Below are 22,763 nucleotides of genomic sequence, written 5' to 3'. Positions count from 1 at the left end.
GAATTGCCCACCGGCACCCCTTCCCTCCCCCTCATGTGGGGAGGCATCGCCACGACGGAAAGGCTACCCGCCAATTCCGTCGCCCACGACCGAAGTCCTAGCGATAAAACGCCTTGGCCGACGGGCCTTCCGGCCGGGAACCAATCGTGGTACTTACTGATCCGCGATAGGACCAGGGGAACCAATGGGCACCAGGGAAAGACCGGGCGTATCGGCCCTTGCGGCGCGGTGGGTCATGATTGCCGCGCTGTTGATGGGTAACACCGCCTGCAACATGACGCCGACCTATGAGCGCCCGAAGCAGGAGCTTCCCACCAGCTACCGCAATCCGCTGCCCGAGCCCTCTCCCGAGATGCCCAAGCCCCTGTCCCAGTGGTGGACCATCTTCGGCTCGGAGGAGCTGAACACCCTGGTGGCTGAAGCCCTGGCCAACAACCACGATCTCAAGGCCGCCACCGCCCGCATCCTCCAGGCCGAAGCCCAGGCAGGATCGGCGGCCTCCTCCTTGCTGCCCACCATCACCGCATCCGGCAAGCGCAGCATCGACTCGCCGCAGGGTGGACAGGGGTCAGATCCCAGCCCCCCCACCAACCGCAGTCACCGCCTGAGCTCGGCCTATGTCTCGGCCAGTTGGGAAGTCGACCTGTGGGGCAAGATCCGGGCGTCGGAAGCCTCGTCCCTGGCCAGCGCCTTCGCCAATGTCCACGACCGCGAGGCGGTGGGCCTGACCCTGATCTCCGACGTGGTCCTGACCTATATCCAGTATCTGGAAGGTCTCGACCGCGAGACCGTGGCGCGCAGCAACATCGCCAACATGAAGGCCATGTACAAGGCGGTGACCGAGCGTGTCCGCCTGGGCGAAAGCTCCAACCTGGAACTGGCGCAGCAGCGCAACGTCCTGGCCCAGACCGAGGCGACCATCCCGCCCATCGTTCTCCAGCGCGAGCGCGCCTTCAACAAGCTGGCGGTGCTGCTGGGGCGCCCGCCGCAGACTCTGGCCCTCAACGGTAAGACCCTGCGCGACCTGCTGGTCCCCGAAATGTCGGTGGGACTGCCTACCGACCTGCTGTTGCGCCGCCCGGACATCCGCAAGGCCGAGGCCAATCTGATCGCCGCCAATGCGAATATCGGCGTGGCGCGGGCCAAGCTGTTCCCGACCCTGTCCATCTCGGGCGATTGCGGCTGGGCGGCCCAGTATTTCGACAACATCACCAATCCCACCAGCATCTTCTTCACCATGGCTGGCACCCTGGCCGCCACCATCTTCGACAACGGCAAGACCCGCTCGGACATCGAGTACAGCGAGTCCCGCTACGCGGAACTGGTTGAGACCTATCAGCAGACCATCCTGACCAGCTTGCGCGACGTCGAGGACTCGCTGATGGCAGTCCGCCTGCAGGGCGACCTTGAAGTGGCGCAGCAGGAAGTGCTGCAGGCCTCCCTGGACGCCTATGGTCTCAGTTCAGAAGCCTTCCGGCTTGGCATGGTCGACTATCTGAACGTGCTGGAAACCCAACGCACCCGCTTTCAGGCGGAAGATGCCAAGGTCCAGGCCCGGTTCGGCCGGCTTGAAGCCGCCATCGGCCTTTACAAGGCCTTGGGAGGCGGCATGGAGCTGGATGACGGGGCCGTGCCGCCGACACCACCGGCAGCGCCGGCACCGACCGGCGCACCGGCTCCGGACAAGTCAGCCCCCATGGCCCCGGTTGCCGCTCCGGCTCCAGCCCTTGCTCCTGCTGCCGTAGAGGCGCCGTCCGTGACGGAAGCGCCCCCCCCGCCATCGGCCCCTTTGGCGCCGGTCGACGTCAGCCCCGCCCCAACAGGGGCACCTGCGGCCCCCGCCCCGGAAGCTCCCGCTCCCACGGAAGCGCCCGCCGCCGGGCAGGAGCCCCCCACCGCCCCCGCCGCGCGGGCAACTCCGCCCTTGGACGGAAATCTGGTGACTCGGGTCCAGCCGGCCGCCCTCGACAGCGTTCCGTCCATGGCTCCCGCCGATATCTACGAGACCGCCGCTTTCAACGATAACGCCAGCTAAGGCGGCGAAGGATGGAAACGCTCCTTGCCTATTGGTCCAGCAAAGAACTGATCACCAACGGACTGATCCTGCTGCACATGCTGGGAGCCCTGGTCACCGGCCTGATGATTGGCTACGAGCGTTCGTATCATGGCCGGGCAGCAGGGTTGCGCACGTATTCCCTAGTCTGCATGGCCTCGACAGCGCTGACCGTCGTCAATGGCTATCCCCACATGTGGTATGCCGGTCTTTCTGACACGCCCGGCATCGCCGACCCGACCCGAACCATTCAGGGAATCATGACCGGCATCGGCTTTCTCGGAGCCGGCGTCATCATGAAGGAGGGATTCAGCATCCGCGGCCTGTCCACCGCCGCCTCCATCTGGGTGACCGCCGCCATCGGCGTGCTGATCGGGGTCGGCTTCTATGGTGCCGCCATTTTCGGCGCCCTGTGCACCATGGTGGTGATGACGGCCGCCCGGCGGATCGAGCATGCCCTGCCCCACCAGACGGCCCTCCACCTCACCTTGACCTACCTGCACAAGCAGACGCCGCCCGCCGAGGAAATCCACGCCATGCTGGCCCGCCACGGCTTTGTTGCCCGTGACTGGAGTTTTCAGTTGGAGGACGGGGGAAGGCTGTTTCAATACCAAGTGTCATTGGCGGCGGAGCGCGAGCCGGCCCCCCTGGAATTGCTGGACACCTTGTCGCGGACCGAATCCCTGGCGGGATTTAGCCTGACACCGGCCCGGTCCTAGCCCCCCAAGCCTCACGGTGAATCTAATCGGCCGCCTGCAGGCTGAAATGGAAAGTGGAACCTTGCCCAGGCTCGGATTCCGCCCAGATTCGCCCGCCATTGTGCTGTACCAGCTTGCGGCAGATAGCCAAGCCAATACCGGTTCCGTCATAGGTCTCACGGGAGTGCAGGCGCTGGAACAGGGTAAAGATGCGATCGAGATAAGCGGGCTCCATGCCGATCCCATTGTCAGCAACGGAAAAAACCCAGGTCAGGCCGTCGCGGCGGGCGAAGATACGGATGCGTGGAACGGTATCGGCGCGCCGGTATTTGATGGCATTGCCGATCAGGTTCAGAAATATCCGGGCTAGCTCCACCCGCCGGGCCAAGACCACCGGCATGACTCCGACCACCTCGACAACAGCGCCGGATTCGTCCATGGCCGCGCCGAGGTCGGCCAAGGCTTCGTCCAGCGGCCCGCGGCTGTCGACGCATGCGGGCTCGCCATCCTCGCGGTGCAGCAGCGAGTAATCCAGCAGATTCGCGATCATCTCCTGCATGCGCTTGGTTCCCTGGACGGCGAAGGCGATGAAGTCATCGGCATCCTTATCCAACCGGCCGCGATAGCGCCGCCCCAGCAACTGCACATAGCCGGCCACATTGCGTAGGGGCTCCTGAAGATCATGGCTGGCGATATAGGCGAATTGCTGCAGGTCCTCATTGGATCGTTGCAGGCTCTCCAGCAGACGCTCCCGCTCCCGCTCGGCCTGATTCCGCTGAGACACGTCGAGAACCACCGAAAGCACCGCCGGCTCACCATCAAGTGTAACCCGGGTGGTGATGACCTCGCACTCGACGACCCGGCCATCCCGGGCCACGTAGCGGACCGGACCGCCGACCACCGTCTCGGGATCGGCCATCGCCGCCCCCATCCGCGCAGCCACGTCGGCGCGGTCGTCGGGAAAAACAAAATCCAGGACCTTGCGGCCGATCAAGGTTTCGCCGGCCGGCGCCCTGACCGTGCGGGTCGCCTGGGTATTGGCGAACAGAATGACGCCGTCACGGTGAACCACCACCGCCATGGGGGCGGTTTCCATCAGCGCGCGGTAGCGTTCCTCGCTCTCTGCAACGAGACGCACTGCCCGTTGCTGCCGCCGGACATGGAATGCCCAGCCGAAGGACGCAAGGACGGTCAAAAGGAACAGAACGGCCCCCATCCCGGCGGTCACCCGCAATTGGCCGTCCGAGGCGGCCCAGCCGCCCTTTGGAATGGCAGCCATGGCCCAGGTTCCGTCGGGCAGCGTGACCTCCATCTCCACGGGAGAACGGAGGAACACCGCTTCATCGCCCCAAATCATCTCCCCCGAGCGGCCCAGCCCGTCGCGTCCCCGCAGGGCCAGTTCCATGGGCAGCAATCTGGCATCAAGCCCCGAGGCCAAAAAGACCTTGGGCATGTCGATCACCACGCTGATCAGCCCGAACAGCCTGGACTCGCCACCCGCAGGATCCGGCAAATAGACTGGCACCCGACCAATCAGGGCGGCTCCGCCCTGGATCAGGTTCACCGGACCGGCCACCACGGGCTTACGGCTGGTGATGGCCTGCTGCACCGTCGGCCACTGGTCGGGCTTGGTGCGGTAATCCACCCCCAAAGCCGCCCGATTGGGCGCCTCGGGATAGACGGACGAGATTACCGTGCCGCGCGACATGGTCAGATTGCGAATGGAATCGTAGTCCCGGATCACCAGGGACGCGGCCCGCCGAAAATCGGCATCGCTCATGCCGTCGTGATAGACGATCTGAGCCACCAATCCACGGCTGATGAGCAGAGGCGCGGTCAGGTTGTATTCCAAGCGGGCGCGCAGCACGCTGAGCTGGGACAGCAATTCCGCCCGAGCCGCCTCGTGCCGGCGTTCGGCTTGAAGGGCATAGACCTTGAGCAACACCAGGCCGGAACAGGCGGTTATCAGGGCGGCAACCAGCAGCGGCAGCCACGTCGACAGCTTTTGCCACTTCACCCTGATCGCCAAACCTCCGGCCATCGTCCCCATCTCCCGCCCGAATCCCATGCCTAAGTTATAGCACAAAGCTCGGAGCTTGGCTAAAGCCAGCTACCGGCCGGACTGCCGGGTCCCCCCTTCTATAGCGGAAGATTATTGTAGAAGTGCACCAGACCGGGGGCCACGCGGCGACGCTCAGTTTCCGTTCCGCCCACGGTCTGCATCAGTTTCCGAAGAAACATGCGATCGCATTTGGGCATCTCGAAGAATGCCTTCATGGCAATCAGATCACCGCCGAACTTGGGCTGCTCGCGAATCACACGGACGATGCCGTCACGGAATGCCCCTTCGCGGGCTTGATCGTGGCGGTCCTTGGGGTGGAACTCCTGCTGATAGAGCAGGGCCACCTCTCGCCAGGCCTCGATCAGGGATTCCGGCTCCCATCGGATCACCGAATGCAGCAGCGGAATATCGGCTTCATCCGGCGCCGGGAAGCCGCCGGCCTTGGCCCAGTCATGAAAAACGGCCCAGGGATCGTTGGCCTTGGCGTGCTTGGCGCCCACCCCTTCGGACTTGTAGGCGCCCCAGCGGGAATCCCAGGTATCCAGGATGGGATTGCCCTGGCCGCCCTGCTGAATGATGCCGATCAGCCGGTTGGGACCGCTGGCATCCCAGGTCCGGCTTTCGGACAACTCCTTGATACGCTTGGTGGCGCGAATGTCCGGCAAAACGAACTTGCGCAAAAGAGTCTCGTAACAACCGGCGAAACCGGGCGAAATGATGAACGGCAGCGGAATATGCGGCCGCATGCTGGCGGCGGTGGCCGGATTGACCACAAGCACCTGAAGGGCGCGGCGGGCGTATCGTGCCAGGGTCTCGTCAAACATCTGCCGGAAATTGTCGAAGGCGATGGGCGCCTCCTCCTCCTCCTCGACCACCGCCGGCGGCGGCTCGGGCGCGGCGGGGACCTGAACGGCCGCCTTGGACCGGTTGACGAGGTATTTCTTGGTGACATCGAACAGCAGCCAGCGGTCCTTGTCGCGGGCGTCGTCGGGACCCGGGGGCAACAGGCCATCGAAATGCTGGTCGGCGGCGGCGCCCAACTCTTCCACATCGATGGCGGCGATGGCACGGTCGAGAATGGTGTCGAACACCACGCCCAATTCGCGCTCGTTAGCCCAGGACTGGGTATCAGGATCGGACGCGGTCATCCGGCGCAGCAACAAAATCTGCGGGACCTTCAGTCCCGAAGTGATCGCCAGCAGCTCCGCGACCTTGGATTCGAATTTATCTTTGCGCTTGGAATTGCTCATCTCTCAAGGCCCTTTAGCCCCTTCTGGAGCGTGGCCTCCCCCAATACCGGTACGGAAAGCCGATGATGGCACCGCCTTGGGTAATCGGCAAGGCCATCAAGACGGTTTATCGCCTGGAAATGGTACGCGACAACAGGAAAAGCGCCGTGGCCACAGTGACGATGCTCGGACCCGACGGAATATCCCACACCCAGCTTCCGCCCAGACCCAGCGCCACGGCGATCAACCCGGCCAGGGCGGCCAGCACGGCCATGCGCTCCGGGGTGCGCGACAGCCGCCGCGCCGCCGCCGCCGGAATGATCAGCATGGCGGTCACCAGCATGACGCCCACCACCTTCATGGCGGCGGCAACCCCCAACGCCACCAGCAGCATCAGCAGCATCCGGGAGCGAGCGACCTTGTGCCCTTCGACCACGGCCAGATCCTCGTCCACGGCGGCGGCGATCAGGCTGCGCCACTGCCAGCCCAGCACGGCCAGGACGACCGCCCCGCCGCCCCAAAGCCAGGCCATGTCGGACGCGGTCACCGCCAGGATGTCGCCGAACAGCCACCCCATCAGATCGACCCTCACCCGATCCATGAGCGAGAGCAGAACCAGCCCCAGGGCCAACGACCCATGGGCCAGGATGCCCAGCAGGCTGTCCCCTCCGGCGCTCCGGTCGGCCTCGGCCCGCGACAGGATCACCGCGGCGATGACGCACAAGGCCACCACCCCCACCAGGGGCGCCACGCCCAGCAGCAATCCCGCTACGATGCCCAGCAGGGCTGAGTGGGCCAAGGCATCGCCGAAATAGGCCATGCGGCGCCAGACGATGAAGCAGCCCAGCGGCCCGGCCACCAGGGCCACCGCCGCGCCGGCCATCAGGGCACGCAGCAGGAAGTCATCCATGGCGGCACCCCGGTCCGTGAGTGTGAGGCTCTCCTCCGCCCTCGGCCAGGGGCAGCACCGAGCCGTCGGCCCCATGCCCGTGATCATGGGCATGGGTATAGATGGCCAGACTGGCGGCGACGCGCGGACCGAACAGCGCCAGGTATTCCGGATGGCGGCTGACCGTTTCCGGATGCCCGGCGCAGCAGACATGACGGTTGAGACAGACCACGTGATCGGTGGCGGCCATCACCACGTGCAGATCGTGCGAGACCATCAGCACCCCCACGCCGTGCTCGCGGGCCTGACCGGTGATGAGGTCGTAAAGCTCCGCCTGCCCCGCCACGTCGACGCCGCCAACCGGCTCGTCCAGGACCAGCAGGTCGGGCCGGCGCAAGAGAGCGCGGGCCAAAAGCACCCTCTGCATCTCGCCGCCGGACAGATCGACCACCTGGCGCCCCAGCACATGACCGGCGCCGACCAGGTCCAGCGTTTCTTCCAGCCGCCCGGCCGGCGGACGCTCCGCCACCGCCATGGCCAGAAACCGCCGGACCGACAGCGGCAGCAACCGCCCGATATCCAGGCGTTGCGGCACATAGCCGATCACTTTGGCGCCGCGCTCCACCGTGCCGGCATCGGGGCGCAGAAGCCCCAGCGCCACCTTGAGCAGAGACGACTTGCCCGCGCCATTGGGGCCGACGACGGTGATGATGCGGCCGGCATCGACGGTCAGGTCGACCCTGTCAAGCACCAGATGCCCGCCATGGGAAAGCCGCACCCCGGACAGGTTGAGCAGGCTCATGACGCCCCGCCCCCCTCGCGGCAGCGGGCGCACAGCCCCTCGATCTCGATGGTCTGGCGCGACACGGAAAAGCCCAGGCGCCCGGCGGCGCGACCGATGGCTCCGTCCACCTCCGCGTCCTCCAGCTCCACGGCCATGCCGCATTCGGCGCACAGAAGGAATTGCCCGGCATGGACATGGCCGGGATGGGCGCAGCCGATGAAGGCGTTGAGCAGGGCGATCCGGTGCACCAGGCCATGGGCCTGGAGGAAGTCGAGGGCGCGGTAGACGGTAGGCGGGGCCGCCGACCACCCCTCCTTGGCCATGGTATCCAGCAGGGCGTAGGCTCCCACCGGCCGGTGGGAGCCCCAAACCAGTTCAAGAACCCGGCGGCGGATATCGGTCAGCCGGGCGCCGCGCCGCCGGCATTCCTCCTCGGCGGCCGCCAGGGCGGCGCGAATGCAGGCGCCATGATCATGTTGAGGAACCGGAAAGCTCATCCTTGCCGCCGTCGATTTGTTATATTATAACATTCCATCTTTTCCATCATGACACGGAGCGCCCCCATGCGGAAGACCCTGGCCGCCGCCCTCGTCCTGTTCGGCCTTTCCGCCCCGGCCCATGCCGAGGTTCCGGCCGTGCTGGTCAGCATCAAGCCGCTGCATTCCCTGGTGGCGGCGGTGATGGAGGGGATTGGCGAGCCGGGCTTGATCGTCTCGGGCAGCGCCTCGCCCCACGGCTATGCCATGAAGCCCTCGGACGCCCGCGCCGCGGAAAAGGCCAAGCTGGTGGTCTGGGTCGGCCCCCCGTTGGAATCCTGGCTGGAGCGCGGCATGGCGCGGCGCAAGGACGGCCTGTCCATGCTGTCGCTGCCCGGCCTGATCCGCCTGGACACCCGCGAAGGCGGCGCCTGGGACGCCCACGAGCATGGCGCCCACCGCGATCACCACGGGCAAGACGAGACCGATCCCCATGTCTGGCTGGACCCGCGCAACGCCGCCCTGCTGGCCGGTGCCGTGGCCGAGCGGCTGGGAAGCCTCGACCCCGCCAATGCGGCGCGCTATGCCGCCAACGCAGAGGCCCTCAAGCACCGCCTCGCCGAGTTGGACGCCGAACTGTCGGCCCGCCTCGCCCCGGTGGCCAAGCGTCCCTACGTGGTCTTTCACGACGCCCACCAGTACTTCGAGGCCCGTTACGGCCTGAGTGCCGCCGGGGCCATCACCGTGGACCCCGAACGTCCGCCGGGCGCCAGGCGCATGGCCCAGTTGCGCGATCGCCTCAAGGCCGCCGGCGCCACCTGCGTGTTCGGTGAGCCCGGAGCCCCCTCCGCCACCGCGGCCATGCTGGCCGAGGCCGCCGGGGCGAGGCTGGGCCAGTTGGACCCCGAAGGTCTGCTTGTGCCCGCCGGCCGGGACTCCTATGTGCAGCAGATGCGGGGACTCGCCAGCGCCCTTGCCGAGTGCCTTGCCGCCCGTTAAGGATGGTCTCCCATCCCAAGAGGTATCGATCATGTCCGCCATCGACAGCGCCGCCGTTCTCGCCAAGATCAAGTTCAACGCCGACGGCCTGGTGCCCGCCATCGCCCAGCAGCACGATACCGGCGAGGTGCTGATGATGGCCTGGATGAACGCCGAATCCGTGGCCGAGACCCTGGCGACCGGCCGGGTCTGCTATTTCTCGCGCTCGCGCGGCGGGTTGTGGCGCAAGGGCGAGACCTCGGGCCAGCAACAGCGCCTCAAGGACTTCCTGATCGATTGCGACGGCGACACCATCTTGTTGAAGGTCGATCAGGACGGCGTCGCCTGCCACACCGGGCGCCGCACCTGCTTCTACACCGCCGCCCGCCCCGAAGGCCTGACCGAGGTGGCGAAGGTGCAGGTGTCTCCCGACGAGCTTTACAAGAAGTAATGAATGGGGTTTGGGGCCCTCGGCCCCAAGCGGGTATGGGCGGCAGCCCATAAACTGGAGTTGCATGCATGAGTCTCATCCCCGTCACCGTCCTGACCGGCTTTCTCGGCAGCGGCAAGACGACCCTTCTCAACCACCTTCTGGCCCAGCCCGGGCTGGCCGACACCGCCGTGCTGATCAACGAGTTCGGCGCCGTGGGGCTGGATCACCTGCTGGTGCGCCAGGTGGCCGAGGATGTGGTGCTGCTGCAATCGGGCTGCCTGTGCTGCACGGTGCGCGGCGATCTGGTCGAGGGCATGCGCGATCTGTTCATCAAGCGGGTGCGGGGCGAGATTCCCGAGTTCAACCGCATGATCATCGAGACCACCGGGCTGGCCGACCCCGCCCCCATCATCCACACCCTGATGAGCGATCCGCTGATCTCGGGCCGCTATAAGCTGGACGGCATCGTCGCCACGGTGGATGCGGTCAACGGCGAGCGGACTCTCAATGCCCAGGCCGAGGCGGTCAAGCAGGTGGCCGTGGCCGATCGTCTGGTGCTGACCAAGGCCGACATCGCCGATCCGGTGGCGGTGGAGGTCCTGCGCGCCCGCCTGCGCCGCCTCAATCCCGCAGCCCCTATCATCCTGGCCATGCAGGGCAAGTTGGACCCCAGCGATATTCTTGACGCTGGCCTGTTCAATCCGGGAAGTAAAATTCCCGATGTGGCCGGTTGGCTGAACGAAGAGGCCTATCGCGCCCACCAGCATGCCCATCACGACCATCATCACCATCACGACGCCAATCGCCACGACGCCCATATCCAGGCCTTCGTCTTCACCGCCAGCGAACCGGTCTCCTGGACGGCGCTGGGCTTCGCGCTGGAGCTGATGATCTCATCGCGGGGCGAAAACCTGCTACGCATCAAGGGCATCGTCAATGCCCGCGAATCCGCCGATCCCCTGGCCATTCACGGGGTGCAGCACGTCTTTCATCCGCCGGCCCCCCTGCCCGGCTGGCCCGACGACGATCATCGGACCCGTATCGTCTTCATCACCCGCGACCTGTCGCGTCAGGCGGTGGAGGACCTGCTGAAGGGTGTGCTGGCGCTTGAGGATAGTGGAACATCCTGAGTGATATTGGGCTCTCGCCCAAGCCCAGCCGGGGCAAATGCCCCGGACCCCATTTTTATTCATCAATGAAAACAAGGCGGTGTCACGGCACACTCCGCTGACGGCCCCCTTTCCCAGAGCAAATCACTCGGAATTACCGCATCGCACCTTAAAATCATTTGACGGGCCGAAAGCTGCTTGTTAGTCTTATTCCAGATGTTGGCCTCCCCCGAGGTCAGCCTCCCTCTCTAAGCAACTTCCACCGCCCCGACCCATGGTTCGGGGCGGATTTTTTGCCTATGTCCTTGGTATGCGGTATAGTGTGGCTACTATACTTATGCGCCCGGACACGAGCGATACAACGCCGCCTATTTGGCGATATGATGTCGCGACGATCCTCCTTTCGGGAGATAGCCATGGGCCGCGGCCTCGATTGCACCTGCCTGCAAGGGCTTGAACTGGCGATGAAATGGGCGGGCCGCCACAGCGACCCGGAACTGGTCCGCTGCACTGCCTCGGTGGTCCACGAATGCCTTCACCGCGATGACTGCGAGCAGCGCGGCGAATGCGACATCCGCCTGCACCAGATCGACGCCTGGCTGGCCGAACATGCCAAACCCACGGCCGCAAAGCGGGTGAATTAGACGCGCTTCACCGGAGCGGCCCGCGTCAGGCTTAAGAAGCCCAAGCCCCCTCGCCCCTTTTTCCCTTTTACCGCCCTCTCCCAACGACAACGGCCCCCGGATTTCTCCGGGGGCCGCTACGTTTCGTCGTCGCGACGGGGCGACTTACTCCACGGCTTCCTTGCGGGCCTTGGCGTAGCCTACGCTTTCCAGGGATTCGCCGATCTCGTCCAGGATGGAGGGATCGTCGATGGTGGCGGGCATCTTGAAGTCCTGGTTGTCGGCGATCTTCTGCATGGTGCCGCGCAGGATCTTGCCCGAGCGGGTCTTGGGCAGACGATTGACCACGGTGCAGGTCTTGAAGGCGGCGACGGGGCCGATCTTCTCGCGCACCAGCTTGACGACTTCGGCGATGACCTGGTCGTGGGGCTTGGTCACGCCGGCCTTGAGGCAGATGAAGCCCAGCGGCAGCTGGCCCTTGAGCTGGTCGGCCACGCCGATGACGGCGCATTCGGCCACGTCGGGGTGGCTGGCCAGCACTTCTTCCATGCCGCCGGTGGACAGGCGGTGACCGGCCACGTTGATGATGTCGTCGGTGCGCGACATGATGTAGGCGTAGCCATCCTCATCGATCATGCCGGCATCGGCGGTCTTGTAGCAGCCGGGGAATTCCGAATAGTAGCTGTCGATGCAGCGCTGGTCGGCATTCCACAGGGTGAGCAGGGCACCGGGGGGCAGCGGCAGGCGCACGACCAGCGAGCCAACCTTGCCGGCCTCGCAGGGCTGGTGCCCTTCGTCGAGCACTTCCAGGCCCCAGCCGGGAACCGGCTTGGTGGGCGAGCCGGGCTTGATGGGGAATTCGTGCAGGCCCAGGCAATTGGCGGCGATGGCCCAACCGGTCTCGGTCTGCCACCAGTGGTCGACCACCGGCACTTTCAGCTTTTCCCGCGCCCAGTTGATGGTATCGGGGTCGGAGCGCTCGCCGGCCAGGAACAGGGCGCGGAAGCCGGTGAGATCGTACTTCTTGAGCAGCTCGCCGTTGGGGTCCTCGCGCTTGATGGCGCGGAAGGCGGTGGGGGCGGTGAACAGCGAGGCCATCTTGTACTCGCTGATCATGCGCCAGAAGGCGCCGGCATCGGGGGTGCCGACCGGCTTGCCCTCGTAGACCACGGTGGTGGAGCCGTTGAGCAGCGGGGCGTAGCAGATATAGGAGTGGCCGACGACCCAGCCCACATCCGAGGCGGCCCAGAACACCTCGCCCGGCTTGATGTCATAGACATACTTCATGGACCACATCAGGGCGACCATGTGGCCGCCATTGTCGCGGACCACGCCCTTGGGCTGGCCGGTGGTGCCCGAGGTATAGAGGATATACAGGGGATCGGTGGCCAGGACCGGCACGCAGTCGGCGGGCTTGGCCTTGGCGCAGACCTCGGTCCAGTCCAGGTCGCCGGCCTTGTCCATCACGGCGACCGATTGCGGGCGCTGCAGCATGATGGTGTGGCCCGGCTTGTGCTCGGACAGGGCGATGGCCTCGTCCAGCATGGGCTTGTAGGCGATAACGCGCGAGCCTTCGATGCCGCAGGAAGCCGAGAGGATCACCTTCGGCTTGGCGTCGTTGATGCGGGTGGCCAGCTCGGCGGGAGCGAAGCCGCCGAACACCACGGAATGGATGGCGCCCAGGCGGGCCACGGCCAGCATGCCGACCACGGCCTCGGGAACCATGGGCATGTAGAGAAGGACGCGGTCGCCCTTGGCGACGCCCAGGGCGGCCATGGCGCCGGCCAGGCGCGACACCTGGTCCTTCAGCTCGTCATAGCTGATCTTGCGCTTGGTGCTGGTGACGGGGCTGTCATAGATGATGGCGGTCTGCGCGCCGCGGCCCTGCTCCACATGGCGGTCGACGGCGTTGTAGCAGGTGTTGGTCTCGGCACCGACGAACCAGCGATAGAACGGCTTCTTGGAATCGTCCAGGACCTTGTCCCAGGTCTTGTACCAATGGATTTCCTTGGCCGCCTCACCCCAGAACCCCTCGGGGTCCTTCAGCGACTTCTCGTAAGCTTGCTGGTATGCGTTGGTCATGTCGGACAGGTCCTCTGCTTTGCCACTCTCCCGTGGGGGGCTTTTGCCCCTCCGTCTGAGGGGGGAGAATGCCGCAACCCGGCAAATTTTGCAAAGGTGCATTGCAAGGACGCGGGGGCGATTTCAGATCACGGCCTAACCTACAATTTTTTCCTTCCACCGCAATGAGTTGTGGCGAGACGCTCACCTATTTGCAAGGTTCGCAATTTCCCGCCATTTCTGTGCAAATGTCGAATTTCGTGAAGTCGGCCATACCCGGACCCCGGCCGGGATCGCCATGAAAAAAGGGGCCGGAAACCCGGCCCCTTGCTCGCCTTCCTCAGTGAGGTCCGGAGCCGATGCGGCTCAGCTCGTCCTTGATCAGGAGTTTCTTGCGTTTCAGATCGTGGATCTGGGTATTGTCGGGCAGCGGGCGTCTGGTTTCCATCTCAATGGCATTTTCCAGAGCGGCATGCTTGGCTTTCAAGGACTCAGCACGGTCATGAAGGCTCATTACGGTCCTCCCTAAGGGATGAGTAACCCTGGAATCTTATTCCTCCTGTCACACGATTGTCAGCAGGGAAATTGCCCTGGCCGCCCACCTGGACTAAGGTTCTTGCCCTAGCCTGATCACCAGCCAAGGACCAATGCCCTTGAACGCCCCGCCGACCCGCATGATCGTAGGAATAAGTGGCGCCTCCGGGGTCATTTATGGCATCCGCGTCCTGGAGATGCTGGCCCGGCTGGGGGTGGAATCCCATCTGGTCATGAGCCGCGCCGCCGAGGTGACGCTGTCCCACGAAAGCGACCTGAAGGTCGCCCAGGTCCGCGCCCTGGCCAGCCGCTGGTACAAGGCCGAGGATATCGGCGGCGCACCGGCCTCGGGCTCGTTCCGCTCGCTGGGAATGATCGTGGCGCCATGCTCCATCCGCAGCATGAGCGAGATCAGCACCGGGGTGACCACGTCACTGCTGACCCGCGCCGCCGACGTAGCCCTGAAGGAGCGCCGCCGGCTGGTGCTGATGGTGCGCGAGACCCCGCTGCACACCGGCCATCTGCGCTCCATGCTGCAATTGTCGGAAATGGGCGCGGTGATCGCGCCCCCCGTCCCCGGCTTCTACGCCAAACCCGAGAGTCTGGACGATATGGTCGAGCACAGCGTCGGACGCATGCTCGACCTGTTCGGCCTGGATTGCGGCACCATCCGGCGCTGGGGGGAATAGCGCCTACATCTCGCCGATATAGATGCCCAGGCCGCGGGCCGTCTGCGCCAGGGTGCCGTAGGGATCGATGGCCCGGGTGATGCCGGCCACGTCGGTGATCGGCACGTCCACCACTTGGCCATGCTGCCAGGCCACCATGCGGCCCAGCTTGCCCTGGGCGATCAAATCGACGGCATAGACGCCGAAGGCCGAGGCGATGATGCGGTCGCGCATGGCCGGCATGCCGCCGCGCTGCACATGGCCCAGCACGGTGACGCGGGTCTCGGCCTCCACCGTCTCGGCCAGCCGGGCCGCCAGATACTGACCGATGCCGCCATAGCGGGCCTGTCCGCCGCTCTGCAGCGTGGTCACCGATTCGCCCGTCTCGGTCTTGCAGCCCTCGGCCACCACCATCAGGGCGTGGTTGCGCCCCTCGTCCCGGACCTCGGCGATCTTCTTGGCAATGCCTTCCAGCGTATAGGGAATCTCGGGGATCAGCACCACGTCGGCGCCGCCGGCGATGCCAGCATTAAGGGCGATATGGCCCACGTCGCGGCCCATGACCTCCAGGATCATCACGCGGTGATGGCTGGCCGCCGTGGGAGCCAGTCGGTCCATGGCCTCGCCCGCCACGTTCAGCGCCGTGGCGAAGCCGATGGCGTAGTCAGTCTGGGCCACGTCGTTGTCGATGGTCTTGGGAATGCCCACCATGGGGATGCCGCCCTTGCGGCACAGCTCGTTGAGGATGCGCATGGAACCGTCGCCGCCGATCACCACCAGCGCCTCTATGCCCAGTTCCTTGTAGCCGTCGACGAAATCCTGCGAGCGGTCCTTCTTGGACCCGTCGGGCATGGGATAGGCGAAGGGATCGCCCTTGTTGATGGTGCCGAGAATGGTGCCGCCCAGGCGCAGCATGTCGTCGCCCACCGACTTCAGGTCGAATTCCACGTAGTTGAGGGGACGGTTCATGAGCCCGAGACTGCCGTCGCGAATGCCGAACACCTTCCAGCCGTAATTGCGGATGGCACGATGAACCACCGCGCGCAAGGCCGCGTTCAACCCGGCGCAGTCGCCGCCGCTGGTCAGAATTCCGATACGCTTGGCCGTCATTCACCGCCCTCCTCTTTGTCCTACCTTACCCATACCGTTTCCGGCCGAGTTCTGCTACCGTCTAGCCACTTAATCCTAGCGGCGTCCAGCCATGATCGATGACAATCTTGATGAAGTCCGCCGTCAGCTGGCGGAATTGAAGACCGAGCACCGCGATCTGGACGACGTGATTTCCCGCGTTGCCGACGGGGCGCCGTTCGACCAGTTGCGCCTGCAGCGGCTGAAAAAGCGCAAGCTGCACCTCAAGGACGAGATCACGCGGCTGGAAAACATCCTGATCCCCGACATCATCGCCTGATATTTCGCCATGACACTGGTTCATCTCGGCCTCGGCACCAACCTGGGCGACCGGCCCGCCAATCTGCGCGCCGCCATTGACGCCCTTGGAACTGTCGGAGCGATCGCCGCCTATTCCCAGGTGTGGGAGACGGCGCCGCTTTACGTCATCGACCAGCCGGCCTTTCTCAACATGGCCGTGGCGCTGGAGACCGGCCTTGCCCCGCTGGAACTTCTGGCCCACCTCAAGGCCATGGAGGACGAGCTTGGCCGGGTCGCCTCGGTGCGCTATGGGCCGCGCCTGATTGATCTCGACATCCTTCTTTATGCCGATATGGTGATGGCGAGTGAAATACTCACCCTGCCTCACGCCCGGCTGCACGAACGGCACTTCGCCCTCGCCCCTCTGGCCGAGATTGCCGGGGAGGTGCGTCACCCTACCTTGGGAGTCAGTATCTTAGCCTTGCTGCAGGGACTCCCCGGCCCCGGCGATATCCACCGACTCGGCCCCCTGACGTCTATGACCTTGTAGCCGACAGGCCAAGCAACCACATCCATATGGCATAAGCCAAGGGTGTTTAGGATTGCCGATGAGAGGCTTGTTTCAAATTTGCGAACCGATCCGGGACGCGCCCGATGCTCTGACCTATGAGATATGCGGCCGCGACCGCGTCGTTTCCCTTGGCCTGGGCTGGCCGAAGGGAACCCGGCAACGGGACGTCCTCAGCCGCTCCCTCTGGGACTTGCTGGGCGACGGCAATGTCGCCGACGTGTACCGCGCCCTGATCGCCGAGATTCGCCGGACAGGAGTTGGAGTTTGCTTCACCTTCCGCTGCGACGATCCCGGCACCAAGCGGATGATGTCCATGGCCATGATGCCCACGAGTTGCGGCGGCATCCGGTTTTCCAGCCGCGCCATCGCCGTGGAGCAGCAGGAGCCCAGCCTCTTCCAAAGACGCCACCTGGGGTTGCCGGTCAACGTGGATCTGTGCCCCGAATGCGGGCGGATCAAGGTCGGAAACCAATGGCAACCGGCCAGCGAAGCATTGGACCGTCTTGGCATCTTCGCCGACGACCTTCCCTTCCGCACACATCAGGTTCGCTGCACCCCGTGTCATGTTGCCAGTCATTGACACTTGCGCCCGGCGCTCGGGAAGCGCTATGACCCTGCTTTCCCAGCCTGAGGAAAGATCCAAGTGTTCGTGCAGCGCAGTCAAGCCGAGACCCAGCCGGGCGAAGCACCGGTTCGCCGCCTTTACCGTATCCTGGTTCGCGATCTGGTGCTCAAATGCTTGATCGGCATCCACGCCCATGAGTTGCTCGCTCCCCAGCGGGTGCGCATCAATGTGGACATGAGCGTGCTGGAACAGGCCGGGCCTCTAAGCGACGACATCGCCAACGTGGTGTCCTACGAGGACGTGATCGACGGCATCAAGGCCATGCTGGCCGAAGGTCACATAAATCTGGTGGAGACCCTGGCGGAAAAGATCGCCGATCTTTGTCTCGTCGATGAGCGGGTGGAAACCGCCCGCATCCGGGTGGAAAAGCTCGATGTCTATGCCGAGGCCGCCTCGGTGGGCATCGAGATCGAGCGCGGGCGCAAGTAGCGCTCCAGACCCGCCCGGGGCAGATGCCCCGGATGGGTTCGGGTCATAAGCCCGTCGTCCTTATGCCTCGCCCAGAGCGGCGAGGTAGAGGTCGAGGATCTGCTGTTCCTCTTCGCGCTCCTGACGGTCGCGCTTACGCAATGCCACGATCTTGCGGATGATCTTGGTGTCGAAGCCCTGGGACTTGCACTGGGAGTAGACGTCCTTGATGTCGGCGGCCAGCGCCTTCTTTTCCTCTTCCAGCCGCTCGATGCGGTCGATGAACTGGCGCAGCGCCTCGGCCGCGATGCCGCCGATCTGGCTGGTGTTCTGTTCGTCGCTCATGGACACGCTCCTCGGTCGAAATGGGTCCAGACCATATCCAAGGCCCCGCCGGGATTCAATAGACCTCGGCGCGGTACAGCCCATCATCGGCCAAAACGCCGCCCAAGGCCTCGACCAGGATTTTGGCCCAGCGCCGGCACCCGGCCTCGTCGGCCAGCAGGTCCTGGCGGATCTCGAACGAGACGTTGGGCAGGCCGACCACGCCGGCATGGGTGTCCAGGGTATAATTGATCTCACGCCCCGAATAGGGCTGGTTGTCTCCCACCACCAGATCGCCCCGCGCCCTCAGGGCCGCGAGCACCGGCGCCGCCATGCGGGGATCGCGGTTCCACAGGACGCCCACATGCCAGGGACGCGGCATCTGGCCGTCGATACAGGGCGTGAAGCTGTGTATCGCCACCAATGCCGGGGCGGTGCCGCCCCGCCAGAGATGGGCGACGCGGTCGCCGATCTCGGTATGGTAGGGCCAGAACCAGTCGCGGGCGCGGGCATCCGCCTCAGCCTCGTCCACGCCCTCGTTGCCGGGTACCCTGATGCAGCAGCTGGTGGCGGGAATGGAGGACGGATCGCCCGGCTGCCGATTGCAATCGATGACCAGCCGGCTGACCCCCGACAAAACCGCTGGGCAGCCCAGGGCCTCGGCCAGCAGAACGGCCACCCGGGCGGCGCCGATATCCCAGGCCACATGGCTGTTCCGCGCCACGTCGTCCAGGCCGAGATCGCCCAGGCCGGCGGGAATGGCCGCCGAGGCATGGTCGCAAACCACCAGGACGCGCGCCTGCACTCCGCCGTCCAGGGAGTGGAAGGCGACGGGGGTTCCGTGGGGATCGGGAATGAACTTCAGCATGAAAGAGAGTATAACTTGGAAAATTCGGAAAAAAACGTTTCACGAGCTGTTGACAGCCCCCGCCGCTTTCCGTATTTTCCCGGCCTCGCGCTTGCGAACCCAAGTGACGTCGTTTCGGCGACAATTACGCTTTAGGAAGTCGGACCATGAAGATTCGTAACTCGCTGAAGTCGGCCAAGCTGCGCGACAAGAATTGCCGCATCGTTCGCCGCAAGGGCCGGGTCTACGTCATCAACAAGACGAACCCCCGCTTCAAGGCTCGCCAGGGCTAAGGCCCGGCCGCCGATCTGCCCTTACAGGCTTAAGATCGAAGCAAGCCGCGCTCCTCACGGAGCGCGGTTTTCTTTTTCTCACATTGTCACACCGCCGCGATGGCCTGGGCCGCCTCGTCGAAGGCCCCTTCCAGGGCGGGATAAAGCGCAAGGACGGTGGCCAGGTCCGACGCGGCGCTGGCGGCCTCGGCCTCGGCGCACAGCTTGGCGAAGCGGAAGGCACCGGCACTGTTGCCCGCCCCCTTGGCGGAATGGGCCGCCTCGCGCGCCGCCAGGGCGTCACCGGCCTGGAGCGCATCGCCCAAATCCACCACCAGCGGCCGGGTCGTGTCGACGAACAGCGCCAGGAGCTCCCTCACCTCATCACCGATATCGCCGAAAATCTGCCGCATCGGGGTCAGGTCAAGAACAGGCAGCAACGCCTCGTCCTTGGGCGGGGCGACAGGTATGGCCGCCGGCAATGGGGCCGCGGCTCCCTCCCCGCCGCCCGAACGCCGCCGCCGCAGCCCAACCGCCGTCGGCAAGAGACGGCGAATGGTGGAATCCAGCTGGACCAGATCAATGGGCTTGGCCAAAAAGGCGTTCATGCCGCTGTCCAGGCAGCGCCGCGCGGTCCCGGCCAGGGCATCGGCGGTGAGCGCCACGATGGGCAGGTCGTGGCCGGTCTCCACCTCCCATTCGCGGATACGCTGGGTCAGTTCATAGCCGTCCATCTCGGGCATGTGGCAGTCGGTAAGCAGCAGGCCGTAATCGCGGATCTGCATGCGCTCCCACGCCTCGGTGCCATTGCCCACCACCTCGATGGCATAGCCCAGGCGCTCCATCAGATGGCGGATGACCACCTTGTTGGTGGGATTGTCCTCGGCCACCAGGATCAGGGCGCCGGCGGCGGCGGCTTCCTCCATGGTGGGAGGACGCCAGCCCTCCTCGGCACCGGTACCGTCGGCGGCTTCGGCCTCCGGCGTGGCGCGCCCCACGGCGACCGCTACATTGCGCCAGAGCTGGCGGCGACGGATGGGCTTGGGCAGCACGGCATACAGCCCGGCGGCCTTGACCTCGGAGGCCACGGCGGCAAAGGCGTCCTGGGCCACCAGCATGGCCACCTTCAACTCCAGGTCAGGCCCGGCGGCGGTCATCAGGGCGCCGGCCACGCCGAGGCGCAGGCGGAAGTCCTGGCCGCCGTCCAGCAGGGCCACGTCATAGGTCCAACCGGCCAGGGCGGCAGCCCGCACCGCGGCCACGGCGCCCTCGGCCGAGGCCACCACCGCCACCTGGGCACCGAGATGGCCGAGATATTGGCGCAGGCATTCCGCCGCCACCGGCCCCTCCGCCAGGACCAGCACGGCGATGCCCGACAGGTCGAGCGGCGGCTCAGCCTCGACCTCGGCGGGCTCCAGGGGCACCTGGAACCAGAAGGTCGAGCCCTGCCCCACGTTGCTGCGCACGCCGATCTCGCCGCCCATCATGGCCACCAGGCGACGGCAGATGGACAGACCCAACCCGGTGCCGCCGTAGCGCCGCGAGATGGTGATGTCGGCCTGCATGAACGGCTCGAACAGGCGGGCCTGCTGCTCCGAATCCAGGCCAATGCCGGTATCGGTGATGGAAAACTCCAGCCGCAGCGGCCGCTCGCGCGGGTCCAGGGCGCGGACAGCGATGCGCACATAGCCCTTGTCGGTGAACTTAATGGCGTTGCCGGCCAGATTGGTGATGATCTGACGCAGGCGGATGGGGTCGCCCACCACCATGTCGGTCAGGGCGGGATCGACAAAGGTGATGAGGCTGATGCCCTTTTCCTGGGCGCGGATGGTCAGGAGGTCGGCCACTCCCTCCACCACCTCGGACAGGGACAGGTCCACCAGTTCCAACTGCAGCTTGTCGGCCTCGATCTTGGAGAAATCCAGGATATCGTTGATGATAGTCAGCAGCGAGGTGGCGGAATCGCGGATGACGCGGGCCATTTCCCGCTGCTCGGCCGGCAGCGGCATGTCTTCGAGCAATTGCGCCATGGTCAGCACGCCGTTCATGGGAGTGCGGATTTCATGGCTCATGGTGGCGAGGAACAACGACTTGGCCTGGCTGGCCTCCTCCGCCACCTTCTTGGCCTCGGCCAGGGCGGCTTCCTCTTCCTTGTGCCGGGTGATGTCGGTGGACGAGGCGATGACCGCGGGCTCGCCGTCCATCTCGATCTCGGCGGCCGACAGCATGGCCCAGAACTCGTGGCCGTCGCTGGCCCGCATGCGGCACTCGAATCCGCTGACGAAGCCGCGCTTCCTGACCAGTTCCACCAGCCGCGCCCGATTGGCCGGGTCGGCATAGCAGGACGCCACGGTCATGCCCAGGGCCCGCCCCTTGGGCAGACGGTACAGCTCCGACCAGCGGGGATTGACCAGCAGGATGGCATTATCCGAGACCCGCGAGATGGCAAGGGCCAGGGGCGAGGTGTCGAGAATGCGGCGCAGACGCCGTTCGCTTTCGATCAGGGCTTCGCTGGATTCCTGCAGCTTGGCCATGGCGTCCCGGAACACCGCCAGCTCGGCGGCCATATCGGTGATCTCGTCGTTGCCCTGGCCGGGAATCGGCGCCTGGAAATCGCCCTCGGCGATGGCGTGCATGGACGAGGCCAGGCCGGCGAGACGGGCCACCACGCTGCGTCCCAGATACAGCCAGATGAACAGCAGCGGACCAAAGAAGGTCAGCATGGCCACCACCAGCATGGTGGTTCGTCCGCTGGATACCGCCGCCTCGGTCCGACGCTCGTTTTCCGCCGCCTCGGCCTCGGCCGCCGAGACCAGCCGTCCGACCGAGGAGGACGTGCGGGCCACCAGGTCGCGCCCCTCGTCATTGGCGGCGGCCAGACGGGCGATGGTCAGCATCTGAAGGGTGCGCAGCTCGAACACGTTTTCCGGCCCGGTCCCCAACGCCAGGACGCGGCGCGTCAGATCGCGGGTCCTGGGCGTACGCGCCCCCGAGGCATCCACCAGTTCGGCGAGATAGCGCACCTGCTCCTCATAGGCGGCACGCAGGTCGCCGACCTTTTCCAGATTGCCCGCCACCACCGTCTCGCGCAGGTAATTGGAGGCCAGCACCACCGTGGCCAGGGCAGGATCGCCCACCAGACCGCCCATGGCGCGATGAACCTCCACGTCGAGCTGGCTGATGATCTCCGCCTGGGCCCGGCTGCGTTCGGCCAGTTGCAGCCGCTTGTCCACCAGGATATTGCGGTCCACCACATTGTCGGCGAAGGCGGCGATCATGGAGCGCAATTCCTCCACCCGGCCGGCATCGCCGATGGAGCCCGCCAGATGATCGACCAGAGCGAGCAGGCGCTCGGTCTGCTGCTGCAGCGCCACGAAATTGCTCTGGCGCTGGAATTGGGATTGCGAGCCGTCCAGGGCCGGTGCCGCGGCGGCCAGCCGCGCGGTGGCCTCGGACAGCTTCAGCGCGTTGGAGAGGCTGGGCAGGTTGGTCCGCGTCACGGCCGCCAGCAGGCGCTCGATCTCGGAATAACTGAACCAGGTGAGCAGACTGGCCACCATGATCATGCCGGCCACGGTACCCACCGCCACCACCAGCTTGGCACGAATGCCAAAGCGCCAGCGGCCGCCGGTCCGATGGTCGTGGCCCATTATCCTGTCGTCGCCTGACACGCCCGGCACTACCCCAGTCTCCCCCATCCAATTCCCCGGCGCATAATGCCCCAGACAACACCACCATGGAAAGCCGGGAG

23 protein-coding genes are annotated in these 22,763 nt (G+C 65.5%); 12 read left to right on the top strand and 11 right to left on the bottom strand.

What is annotated here, in order from left to right:
• The first annotated feature begins 235 nt into the window (after positions 1 to 235).
• Both AMB_RS11700 and AMB_RS11695 read left to right on the top strand, forming a co-directional pair.
• Positions 236 to 2,035: an efflux transporter outer membrane subunit gene (locus AMB_RS11700; protein ID WP_050750704.1), complete on the top strand. Its 1,800-nt coding sequence runs from the start codon at positions 236 to 238 to the stop codon at positions 2,033 to 2,035.
• Between the two features lie 11 nt (positions 2,036 to 2,046).
• A complete protein-coding gene (locus tag AMB_RS11695; RefSeq protein ID WP_011384711.1) occupies positions 2,047 to 2,772 on the top strand; it encodes an MgtC/SapB family protein in 726 nt (241 codons plus the stop codon).
• A 22-nt stretch (positions 2,773 to 2,794) separates the two neighbouring features.
• Here AMB_RS11695 and AMB_RS11690 read toward each other — a convergent pair whose 3' ends face one another.
• From AMB_RS11690 to AMB_RS11670, 5 genes are all read right to left on the bottom strand, one after another.
• Positions 2,795 to 4,792 (bottom strand): ATP-binding protein, encoded by a 1,998-nt coding sequence (locus AMB_RS11690; RefSeq protein ID WP_231848830.1) that lies wholly within the window; start codon positions 4,790 to 4,792, stop codon positions 2,795 to 2,797.
• A 98-nt stretch (positions 4,793 to 4,890) separates the two neighbouring features.
• Complete coding sequence (locus tag AMB_RS11685; RefSeq protein ID WP_011384709.1) at positions 4,891 to 6,063, bottom strand: hypothetical protein; 1,173 nt, start codon at positions 6,061 to 6,063, stop codon at positions 4,891 to 4,893.
• 106 nt (positions 6,064 to 6,169) lie between these two features.
• Entirely contained in the window at positions 6,170 to 6,952 is a 783-nt protein-coding gene (locus AMB_RS11680; protein ID WP_011384708.1) for an iron chelate uptake ABC transporter family permease subunit, read from the bottom strand.
• Positions 6,945 to 7,733, bottom strand: a complete 789-nt coding sequence (locus AMB_RS11675) for an ATP-binding cassette domain-containing protein (protein WP_011384707.1) — start codon at positions 7,731 to 7,733, stop codon at positions 6,945 to 6,947. Before AMB_RS11675 ends, AMB_RS11680 begins: the two co-directional genes overlap by 8 nt.
• Complete coding sequence (locus AMB_RS11670; protein WP_011384706.1) at positions 7,730 to 8,212, bottom strand: Fur family transcriptional regulator; 483 nt, start codon at positions 8,210 to 8,212, stop codon at positions 7,730 to 7,732. The genes AMB_RS11675 and AMB_RS11670 overlap by 4 nt, the downstream gene beginning before the upstream one ends.
• A 66-nt stretch (positions 8,213 to 8,278) precedes the next feature.
• Here AMB_RS11670 and AMB_RS11665 point away from each other — a divergent pair, with 66 nt between their 5' ends.
• The 4 genes from AMB_RS11665 to AMB_RS11650 all read left to right on the top strand — a co-directional run bounded on the left by AMB_RS11665 (position 8,279) and on the right by AMB_RS11650 (position 11,355).
• A complete protein-coding gene (locus AMB_RS11665) occupies positions 8,279 to 9,190 on the top strand; it encodes a zinc ABC transporter substrate-binding protein (RefSeq protein WP_011384705.1) in 912 nt (303 codons plus the stop codon).
• 31 nt (positions 9,191 to 9,221) lie between these two features.
• Complete coding sequence (gene hisI / locus AMB_RS11660) at positions 9,222 to 9,620, top strand: phosphoribosyl-AMP cyclohydrolase (protein ID WP_011384704.1); 399 nt, start codon at positions 9,222 to 9,224, stop codon at positions 9,618 to 9,620.
• A gap of 68 nt (positions 9,621 to 9,688) precedes the next feature.
• Positions 9,689 to 10,732 carry a CobW family GTP-binding protein gene (locus AMB_RS11655; protein ID WP_011384703.1) on the top strand — a complete coding sequence of 348 codons (1,044 nt, stop codon included), beginning with the start codon at positions 9,689 to 9,691 and terminating at the stop codon, positions 10,730 to 10,732.
• A 395-nt stretch (positions 10,733 to 11,127) separates the two neighbouring features.
• Positions 11,128 to 11,355: a hypothetical protein gene (locus tag AMB_RS11650; protein WP_043744316.1), complete on the top strand. Its 228-nt coding sequence runs from the start codon at positions 11,128 to 11,130 to the stop codon at positions 11,353 to 11,355.
• Between the two features lie 144 nt (positions 11,356 to 11,499).
• Here the strand turns inward: AMB_RS11650 and AMB_RS11645 are convergent, their stop codons facing one another.
• Positions 11,500 to 13,416 carry a propionyl-CoA synthetase gene (locus AMB_RS11645; protein WP_011384701.1) on the bottom strand — a complete coding sequence of 639 codons (1,917 nt, stop codon included), beginning with the start codon at positions 13,414 to 13,416 and terminating at the stop codon, positions 11,500 to 11,502.
• Positions 13,417 to 13,735: 319 nt separating this feature from the next.
• Positions 13,736 to 13,909 (bottom strand): YdcH family protein, encoded by a 174-nt coding sequence (locus tag AMB_RS24540; protein WP_011384700.1) that lies wholly within the window; start codon positions 13,907 to 13,909, stop codon positions 13,736 to 13,738.
• 133 nt (positions 13,910 to 14,042) lie between these two features.
• On the opposite strand from AMB_RS24540, the gene AMB_RS11640 reads away from it, so the two are divergent.
• A complete protein-coding gene (locus tag AMB_RS11640; RefSeq protein WP_011384699.1) occupies positions 14,043 to 14,618 on the top strand; it encodes a UbiX family flavin prenyltransferase in 576 nt (191 codons plus the stop codon).
• 3 nt (positions 14,619 to 14,621) lie between these two features.
• Here the strand turns inward: AMB_RS11640 and AMB_RS11635 are convergent, their stop codons facing one another.
• On the bottom strand, positions 14,622 to 15,707 hold the full coding sequence (locus AMB_RS11635) for an ATP-dependent 6-phosphofructokinase (protein WP_011384698.1): 1,086 nt from the start codon (positions 15,705 to 15,707) through the stop codon (positions 14,622 to 14,624).
• A 91-nt stretch (positions 15,708 to 15,798) separates the two neighbouring features.
• Here AMB_RS11635 and AMB_RS11630 point away from each other — a divergent pair, with 91 nt between their 5' ends.
• From AMB_RS11630 to AMB_RS11615, 4 genes are all read left to right on the top strand, one after another.
• A complete protein-coding gene (locus AMB_RS11630; RefSeq protein ID WP_011384697.1) occupies positions 15,799 to 16,005 on the top strand; it encodes a YdcH family protein in 207 nt (68 codons plus the stop codon).
• A gap of 9 nt (positions 16,006 to 16,014) precedes the next feature.
• A complete protein-coding gene (folK, locus tag AMB_RS11625; RefSeq protein WP_011384696.1) occupies positions 16,015 to 16,515 on the top strand; it encodes a 2-amino-4-hydroxy-6-hydroxymethyldihydropteridine diphosphokinase in 501 nt (166 codons plus the stop codon).
• A gap of 58 nt (positions 16,516 to 16,573) precedes the next feature.
• The gene (locus AMB_RS11620; protein ID WP_148207397.1) at positions 16,574 to 17,116 is read left to right on the top strand and encodes a hypothetical protein; all 543 of its coding nucleotides are present in this window, start codon (positions 16,574 to 16,576) and stop codon (positions 17,114 to 17,116) included.
• 63 nt (positions 17,117 to 17,179) lie between these two features.
• Positions 17,180 to 17,590 carry a dihydroneopterin aldolase gene (locus AMB_RS11615; RefSeq protein WP_011384694.1) on the top strand — a complete coding sequence of 137 codons (411 nt, stop codon included), beginning with the start codon at positions 17,180 to 17,182 and terminating at the stop codon, positions 17,588 to 17,590.
• A gap of 60 nt (positions 17,591 to 17,650) precedes the next feature.
• On the opposite strand, the gene AMB_RS11610 is transcribed toward AMB_RS11615, so the two are convergent.
• Both AMB_RS11610 and AMB_RS11605 read right to left on the bottom strand, forming a co-directional pair.
• On the bottom strand, positions 17,651 to 17,914 hold the full coding sequence (locus AMB_RS11610) for a DUF2312 domain-containing protein (RefSeq protein ID WP_043744310.1): 264 nt from the start codon (positions 17,912 to 17,914) through the stop codon (positions 17,651 to 17,653).
• A 55-nt stretch (positions 17,915 to 17,969) separates the two neighbouring features.
• Entirely contained in the window at positions 17,970 to 18,761 is a 792-nt protein-coding gene (locus tag AMB_RS11605; RefSeq protein ID WP_070108661.1) for an N-formylglutamate amidohydrolase, read from the bottom strand.
• Between the two features lie 146 nt (positions 18,762 to 18,907).
• Here AMB_RS11605 and ykgO point away from each other — a divergent pair, with 146 nt between their 5' ends.
• The gene (ykgO, locus tag AMB_RS11600; RefSeq protein WP_008614494.1) at positions 18,908 to 19,033 is read left to right on the top strand and encodes a type B 50S ribosomal protein L36; all 126 of its coding nucleotides are present in this window, start codon (positions 18,908 to 18,910) and stop codon (positions 19,031 to 19,033) included.
• A gap of 86 nt (positions 19,034 to 19,119) precedes the next feature.
• Here the strand turns inward: ykgO and AMB_RS11595 are convergent, their stop codons facing one another.
• On the bottom strand, positions 19,120 to 22,662 hold the full coding sequence (locus tag AMB_RS11595; RefSeq protein ID WP_231848829.1) for an ATP-binding protein: 3,543 nt from the start codon (positions 22,660 to 22,662) through the stop codon (positions 19,120 to 19,122).
• Positions 22,663 to 22,763 lie beyond the last annotated feature (101 nt).

The sequence above is a fragment of the Paramagnetospirillum magneticum AMB-1 genome (assembly GCF_000009985.1).
Lineage (GTDB): Bacteria > Pseudomonadota > Alphaproteobacteria > Rhodospirillales > Magnetospirillaceae > Phaeospirillum > Phaeospirillum magneticum.
This window is presented reverse-complemented; position numbering and strand designations above follow the sequence as displayed.

Excerpts from the sequence above, each read along its gene's own strand:
- AMB_RS11700 (WP_050750704.1), top strand. The coding sequence starts at position 236 with ATGATTGCCGCGCTGTTGATGGGTAACACCGCCTGCAACATGACGCCG.
- AMB_RS11695 (WP_011384711.1), top strand. The coding sequence starts at position 2,047 with ATGGAAACGCTCCTTGCCTATTGGTCCAGCAAAGAACTGATCACCAAC.
- AMB_RS11690 (WP_231848830.1), bottom strand. The coding sequence starts at position 4,792 with ATGGCCGGAGGTTTGGCGATCAGGGTGAAGTGGCAAAAGCTGTCGACG.
- AMB_RS11685 (WP_011384709.1), bottom strand. The coding sequence starts at position 6,063 with ATGAGCAATTCCAAGCGCAAAGATAAATTCGAATCCAAGGTCGCGGAG.
- AMB_RS11680 (WP_011384708.1), bottom strand. The coding sequence starts at position 6,952 with ATGGATGACTTCCTGCTGCGTGCCCTGATGGCCGGCGCGGCGGTGGCC.
- AMB_RS11675 (WP_011384707.1), bottom strand. The coding sequence starts at position 7,733 with ATGAGCCTGCTCAACCTGTCCGGGGTGCGGCTTTCCCATGGCGGGCAT.
- AMB_RS11670 (WP_011384706.1), bottom strand. The coding sequence starts at position 8,212 with ATGAGCTTTCCGGTTCCTCAACATGATCATGGCGCCTGCATTCGCGCC.
- AMB_RS11665 (WP_011384705.1), top strand. The coding sequence starts at position 8,279 with ATGCGGAAGACCCTGGCCGCCGCCCTCGTCCTGTTCGGCCTTTCCGCC.
- hisI (WP_011384704.1), top strand. The coding sequence starts at position 9,222 with ATGTCCGCCATCGACAGCGCCGCCGTTCTCGCCAAGATCAAGTTCAAC.
- AMB_RS11655 (WP_011384703.1), top strand. The coding sequence starts at position 9,689 with ATGAGTCTCATCCCCGTCACCGTCCTGACCGGCTTTCTCGGCAGCGGC.
- AMB_RS11650 (WP_043744316.1), top strand. The coding sequence starts at position 11,128 with ATGGGCCGCGGCCTCGATTGCACCTGCCTGCAAGGGCTTGAACTGGCG.
- AMB_RS11645 (WP_011384701.1), bottom strand. The coding sequence starts at position 13,416 with ATGACCAACGCATACCAGCAAGCTTACGAGAAGTCGCTGAAGGACCCC.
- AMB_RS24540 (WP_011384700.1), bottom strand. The coding sequence starts at position 13,909 with ATGAGCCTTCATGACCGTGCTGAGTCCTTGAAAGCCAAGCATGCCGCT.
- AMB_RS11640 (WP_011384699.1), top strand. The coding sequence starts at position 14,043 with ATGCCCTTGAACGCCCCGCCGACCCGCATGATCGTAGGAATAAGTGGC.
- AMB_RS11635 (WP_011384698.1), bottom strand. The coding sequence starts at position 15,707 with ATGACGGCCAAGCGTATCGGAATTCTGACCAGCGGCGGCGACTGCGCC.
- AMB_RS11630 (WP_011384697.1), top strand. The coding sequence starts at position 15,799 with ATGATCGATGACAATCTTGATGAAGTCCGCCGTCAGCTGGCGGAATTG.
- folK (WP_011384696.1), top strand. The coding sequence starts at position 16,015 with ATGACACTGGTTCATCTCGGCCTCGGCACCAACCTGGGCGACCGGCCC.
- AMB_RS11620 (WP_148207397.1), top strand. The coding sequence starts at position 16,574 with ATGAGAGGCTTGTTTCAAATTTGCGAACCGATCCGGGACGCGCCCGAT.
- AMB_RS11610 (WP_043744310.1), bottom strand. The coding sequence starts at position 17,914 with ATGAGCGACGAACAGAACACCAGCCAGATCGGCGGCATCGCGGCCGAG.
- AMB_RS11605 (WP_070108661.1), bottom strand. The coding sequence starts at position 18,761 with ATGCTGAAGTTCATTCCCGATCCCCACGGAACCCCCGTCGCCTTCCAC.
- ykgO (WP_008614494.1), top strand. The coding sequence starts at position 18,908 with ATGAAGATTCGTAACTCGCTGAAGTCGGCCAAGCTGCGCGACAAGAAT.
- AMB_RS11595 (WP_231848829.1), bottom strand. The coding sequence starts at position 22,662 with ATGGGCCACGACCATCGGACCGGCGGCCGCTGGCGCTTTGGCATTCGT.